The following is a 5,211-nucleotide window of genomic DNA, read 5'->3' as shown; positions in this document are numbered from 1 at the left end:
GCTTCGAGAAACACTTTAAGTAGTGTTAATTGAGACGAGAAACAAGTAAGAACACGTTCCTAGACATATTGAATTGACAGCCGTTTTAAGAGAGATCTTAAGACAAAAGAATAAGAGTAATAGAATCGAGAGATTTGAAAAAACCACTAGAATTTAGTCGAATAAACAAAGAGAACAGATTTATCTGAACTCACACAATATACGATGAAGAGTTTGATCCTGGCTCAGGATGAACGCTAGCGGCAGGCTTAACACATGCAAGTCGAGGGGTATACTTCTTCGGAAGTAGAGACCGGCGCACGGGTGCGTAACGCGTATGCAATCTACCTTTCACAAAGGGATAGCCCAGAGAAATTTGGATTAATACCTTATAGTAATACGACTTGGCATCAAGATGTATTTAAAGATTTATCGGTGAAAGATGAGCATGCGTCCCATTAGCTAGTTGGTAAGGTAACGGCTTACCAAGGCGACGATGGGTAGGGGTCCTGAGAGGGAGATCCCCCACACTGGTACTGAGACACGGACCAGACTCCTACGGGAGGCAGCAGTGAGGAATATTGGACAATGGGCGCAAGCCTGATCCAGCCATGCCGCGTGCAGGATGACGGTCCTATGGATTGTAAACTGCTTTTATACAGGAAGAAACACTCGGACGTGTCCGAGCTTGACGGTACTGTAGGAATAAGGATCGGCTAACTCCGTGCCAGCAGCCGCGGTAATACGGAGGATCCAAGCGTTATCCGGAATCATTGGGTTTAAAGGGTCCGTAGGCGGTCAGATAAGTCAGTGGTGAAAGCCCATCGCTCAACGGTGGAACGGCCATTGATACTGTCTGACTTGAATTATTAGGAAGTAACTAGAATATGTAGTGTAGCGGTGAAATGCTTAGAGATTACATGGAATACCAATTGCGAAGGCAGGTTACTACTAATGGATTGACGCTGATGGACGAAAGCGTGGGTAGCGAACAGGATTAGATACCCTGGTAGTCCACGCCGTAAACGATGGATACTAGCTGTTGGGAGCAATCTCAGTGGCTAAGCGAAAGTGATAAGTATCCCACCTGGGGAGTACGTTCGCAAGAATGAAACTCAAAGGAATTGACGGGGGCCCGCACAAGCGGTGGAGCATGTGGTTTAATTCGATGATACGCGAGGAACCTTACCAAGGCTTAAATGTAGATTGACCGGTTTGGAAACAGACTTTTCGCAAGACAATTTACAAGGTGCTGCATGGTTGTCGTCAGCTCGTGCCGTGAGGTGTCAGGTTAAGTCCTATAACGAGCGCAACCCCTGTTGTTAGTTGCCAGCGAGTCATGTCGGGAACTCTAACGAGACTGCCAGTGCAAACTGAGAGGAAGGTGGGGATGACGTCAAATCATCACGGCCCTTACGCCTTGGGCTACACACGTGCTACAATGGCCGGTACAGAGAGCAGCCACTGGGTGACCAGGAGCGAATCTACAAAACCGGTCACAGTTCGGATCGGAGTCTGCAACTCGACTCCGTGAAGCTGGAATCGCTAGTAATCGGATATCAGCCATGATCCGGTGAATACGTTCCCGGGCCTTGTACACACCGCCCGTCAAGCCATGGAAGCTGGGGGTGCCTGAAGTCGGTGACCGCAAGGAGCTGCCTAGGGTAAAACTGGTAACTAGGGCTAAGTCGTAACAAGGTAGCCGTACCGGAAGGTGCGGCTGGAACACCTCCTTTCTAGAGCCTTAGTGTTAGTAGAAATACACGCTAGGGAAAGAAGACGAAAGTTCGAATGGAAACAAATGTTGACATTATATTACTCTTGCTGTTAGTTCAAATAATACCATTTAAGAATAAGAGTGTCTCGTAGCTCAGCTGGTTAGAGTACTACACTGATAATGTAGGGGTCGACAGTTCGAGTCTGTCCGAGACAACTATTAGACTTAAAAAAAAGGAAATTTTAGAAGTTGAGAGATTAGGAATCAAGAAATTCATAATTTTTAATTCGCAATTTTTAATTTTTAATTAAAAAGGGGAATTAGCTCAGCTGGCTAGAGCGCCTGCCTTGCACGCAGGAGGTCAACGGTTCGACTCCGTTATTCTCCACAGATCCGCAAGGATAAAAGTTCATTGACATATTGAGATAAGAAAATAATAAAAAGTAGAAAGCATTTTCTATTAGATATTTATATTTAGTAGAAGAAACGGTCTCGTTTTAAATAACGAGATTGGTACAATAAGCAAAATAAGGGCGTATGGGGGATGCCTTGGCTCTCAGAGGCGATGAAGGGCGTGATAAGCTGCGAAAAGCTACGGGGATTGGCACACACGAATTGATCCGTAGATACCCGAATGGGGCAACCCACTATGTTGAAGACATAGTACACCGATAGGTGGGCAAACCCGCTGAACTGAAACATCTAAGTAGGCGGAGGAGAAGAAAACAAAAGTGATTCCGTAAGTAGTGGCGAGCGAACGCGGATTAGCCCAAACCAATGATGTTACGGCATTATTGGGGTTGTAGGACCACGTTATTTGTTGCGGATTGAATTAGAATTTACTGGAAAGTAAAGCCAAAGAAGGTGATAGCCCTGTATAAGTAAAAGAAGATAACGATAGTGGTATCCTGAGTAGGGCGGGACACGAGAAATCCTGTCTGAATTTGGCGGGACCATCCGCTAAGGCTAAATACTCCTGAGAGACCGATAGTGAACCAGTACCGTGAGGGAAAGGTGAAAAGAACCGTGAATAACGGAGTGAAATAGATCCTGAAACCATACGCTTACAAGCGGTCGGAGCCCCTTCGTGGGGTGACGGCGTGCCTTTTGCATAATGAGCCTACGAGTTAACGTTGCTGGCAAGGATAAGTGGTTAAGCCACGGATCCGTAGCGAAAGCGAGTCTGAATAGGGCGCTTTAGTCAGTAGTGTTAGACGCGAAACCGTGTGATCTACCCATGGGCAGGATGAAGCGCTGGTAACACAGTGTGGAGGTCCGAACCGGTTGACGTTGAAAAGTCTTCGGATGACCTGTGGGTAGGGGTGAAAGGCCAATCAAACTCGGAAATAGCTCGTACTCCCCGAAATGCATTTAGGTGCAGCGTTATGCGTAAAGTTATATAGAGGTAGAGCTACTGATTGGATGCGGGGGCTTCACCGCCTACCAATTCCTGACAAACTCCGAATGCTATATAATGTTTCATAACAGTGAGGGCTTGGGTGCTAAGGTCCAAGTCCGAGAGGGAAAGAACCCAGACCATCAGCTAAGGTCCCCAAATATATACTAAGTTGAAAGAACGAGGTTTGTCTGCCCAGACAGCTAGGATGTTGGCTTGGAAGCAGCCATTCATTTAAAGAGTGCGTAACAGCTCACTAGTCGAGCGGACGAGCATGGATAATAATCGGGCATAAGTATATTACCGAAGCTATGGATTTAGAGTTTACTCTAAGTGGTAGGGGAGCATTCTCACAGGGTAGAAGGTGTATCGTAAGGTATGCTGGACCGGTGAGAAAAGAAAATGTAGGCATAAGTAACGATAATGCGGGCGAGAAACCCGCACACCGAAAGACTAAGGTTTCCACAGCTATGCTAATCAGCTGTGGGTTAGTCGGGACCTAAGGCGAACCCGAAAGGGACAGTCGATGGACAACGGGTTAATATTCCCGTACTAGTTATTACTGTGATGGGGTGACGGAGTGATGAAAGCGCCGCGAACTGACGGAATAGTTCGTTGAAGTACCTACCTATAAGCTGCGCAGGCAAATCCACGCGGCTTGGGGAAATACGATAGTACTCGGAGACTTCGGTTGAAGAGATAGTGCGCCTAAGGGCTTCCAAGAAAAACCTCTAAACTTCAGGTAATAAGTACCCGTACCGCAAACCGACACAGGTAGTCGAGGAGAGAATCCTAAGGTGCTCGAGAGATTCATGGCTAAGGAATTAGGCAAAATAGACCCGTAACTTCGGGAGAAGGGTCGCCAGCAGCAATGCTGGCCGCAGTGAAGAGGTCCAGGCGACTGTTTATCAAAAACACAGGGCTCTGCAAAATCGTAAGATGAAGTATAGGGCCTGACACCTGCCCGGTGCTGGAAGGTTAAGTGGAGATGTTATCTTCGGAGAAGCATTGAAATGAAGCCCCAGTAAACGGCGGCCGTAACTATAACGGTCCTAAGGTAGCGAAATTCCTTGTCGGGTAAGTTCCGACCTGCACGAATGGTGTAACGATCTGGACACTGTCTCAGCCATGAGCTCGGTGAAATTGTAGTAGCGGTGAAGATGCCGCTTACCCGCAGTGGGACGAAAAGACCCTGTGCACCTTTACTATAGCTTAGTATTGACCTTGGACAAATGATGTGTAGGATAGGTTGGAGACTGTGAAGTGGCGTCGCTAGGCGTTGTGGAGTCATTGTTGAAATACAACCCTTTGTTTGTCTGAGGCCTAACCCCGTTATGCGGGGGACATTGCTTGGTGGGTAGTTTGACTGGGGTGGTCGCCTCCAAAAGAGTAACGGAGGCTTCTAAAGGTTCCCTCAGTACGCTTGGTAACCGTGCGTAGAGTGCAATGGCATAAGGGAGCTTGACTGAGAGACATACAGGTCGATCAGGTACGAAAGTAGAGCATAGTGATCCGGTGGTTCCGCATGGAAGGGCCATCGCTCAAAGGATAAAAGGTACGCCGGGGATAACAGGCTGATCTCCCCCAAGAGCTCATATCGACGGGGGGGTTTGGCACCTCGATGTCGGCTCGTCACATCCTGGGGCTGGAGAAGGTCCCAAGGGTTGGGCTGTTCGCCCATTAAAGTGGCACGCGAGCTGGGTTCAGAACGTCGTGAGACAGTTCGGTCTCTATCTACTGTGGGCGCAAGAAATTTGAGTGGATCTGATTCTAGTACGAGAGGACCGAATTGGACAAACCTCTAGTGTATCTGTTGTCACGCCAGTGGCATCGCAGAGTAGCTACGTTTGGAAGGGATAAGCGCTGAAAGCATATAAGCGCGAAACCCACCACAAGATGAGATTTCTTTTAAGGGTCGTGGGAGATGACCACGTTGATAGGCTATAGATGTAAAGGCAGTAATGTCATAGTCGAGTAGTACTAATAACCCGTAAGCTTATGTACGCTTTTCCCCGGGGCAACCCGGGGAAGAAACTTTCTAATACTTTTTATTTCCTGAAATAAATTCAGGATAAATTCTTTATCTCAGTATGTTAAGATATTACTATAATTATGAATT

General features: G+C 47.3%; 2 tRNA genes and 2 rRNA genes. All 4 read left to right on the top strand.

Annotated features, from left to right (window positions below):
- Positions 1 to 201 precede the first annotated feature (201 nt).
- Positions 202 to 1,715 (top strand): 16S ribosomal RNA (locus tag ACNQGD_RS14925).
- 123 nt (positions 1,716 to 1,838) lie between these two features.
- Positions 1,839 to 1,912, top strand: a tRNA-Ile gene (locus tag ACNQGD_RS14920).
- A 98-nt stretch (positions 1,913 to 2,010) separates the two neighbouring features.
- A tRNA-Ala gene (locus ACNQGD_RS14915) sits at positions 2,011 to 2,084 on the top strand.
- Between the two features lie 128 nt (positions 2,085 to 2,212).
- Positions 2,213 to 5,096: ribosomal RNA gene (locus ACNQGD_RS14910) — 23S ribosomal RNA — on the top strand.
- Together the 16S and 23S rRNA genes with 2 tRNA genes alongside form the textbook arrangement of a ribosomal RNA operon.
- Positions 5,097 to 5,211: the final 115 nt, after the last annotated feature.

It is taken from the genome of Flavobacterium glucosi (assembly GCF_048286535.1).
Lineage (GTDB): Bacteria > Bacteroidota > Bacteroidia > Flavobacteriales > Flavobacteriaceae > Flavobacterium.
Note: the sequence above shows the minus strand (reverse complement) of the source record. Positions and strands in the feature narration are given on the sequence as shown.